Origin of the sequence: Xenorhabdus szentirmaii DSM 16338 (genome assembly GCF_002632585.1) — a bacterium.
Lineage (GTDB): Bacteria > Pseudomonadota > Gammaproteobacteria > Enterobacterales > Enterobacteriaceae > Xenorhabdus > Xenorhabdus szentirmaii.
Map to the genome: position 1 here is coordinate 1 of NZ_NIBV01000034.1, position 833 is coordinate 833.

The 833-nt window shown below is 55.1% G+C and carries 2 protein-coding genes; both read left to right on the forward strand.

Going from position 1 to position 833, the window contains the following annotated elements; genetic code table 11:
* A partial coding sequence (locus tag Xsze_RS21500; RefSeq protein ID WP_422645808.1) for a hypothetical protein occupies positions 1-352 on the forward strand: 352 nt, incomplete at its 5' end.
* Positions 349-833 (forward strand): conjugal transfer protein TraG N-terminal domain-containing protein (locus tag Xsze_RS21505; RefSeq protein ID WP_143707622.1); only part of this gene is annotated, 485 nt, incomplete at its 3' end. The genes Xsze_RS21500 and Xsze_RS21505, both read left to right, overlap by 4 nt.

Sequence of the window (833 nt, forward strand, 5' to 3'; positions counted from 1 at the left end):
GCAGGTAAGTTCGACGATGGCAAAAAAACGTGCAAGATTAAAACGAGGCATCGGATTATCACTGATTATCGCGTTGGCGATGGTGGTGACGTTAACTGCCGGCTGGGCAGGGATGAATTATCCCGAAACCCTGTCTGCCCTGAATCGCTGGCTGGCAAGGTATCAATCGCTTTGGCTGTTGTGGCGATTAAGCCTTTACAGCGGGCTGCTCTGGGTCGGCCGGAAAATCGGGCAAAGAGTGAAACATCAGGCGGAATACCGCACAATGCTGAGGCGGATGATGGGGGTCAGCGGGCTGTTTATCCTGCTGGGTGAATACGCCCTGTCAGCCAGTCAGGGAAGTGTGCCATGACCACGAACAGTTATCTGGAATATTTCCTGACCCTGCTCGGCTGGGTGGTGAACAATGGTCTGTGGCACATTCTGATAGCGACGGGGTTGTTTACCCTGCCGTTAGTGGTCAAAGTGATGGCCATTTGGCTGAAAGTGCGGGAATGCGGCGAAGAAGAAGGCCCCAATGGATTGCAGTCACTGGCCCGGATTGAAAATGCGCTCTACAGTGCGTTTTTCGTTATGGTGTTTTGCTGCGTGCCGCTGGTCAATGTCAGCTTCAGCACCCTCCAGTATGATACCGCCCGAACCAAAAGTTGTGGCACCTGGACACCCGGCACACCGGAGAACAGCGGTTATGCGCCGGTGATATCCAGCCTGAATAATCAAACGGCGGCAGTGCCGGTTTGGTGGGCTGTGGTGCACCGGTTATCCAAAGGGCTGACGCAGGCGGCGGTGGCCGCCATTCCCTGTCGGCCGGATTTACGGCAACTGCGTTTTGA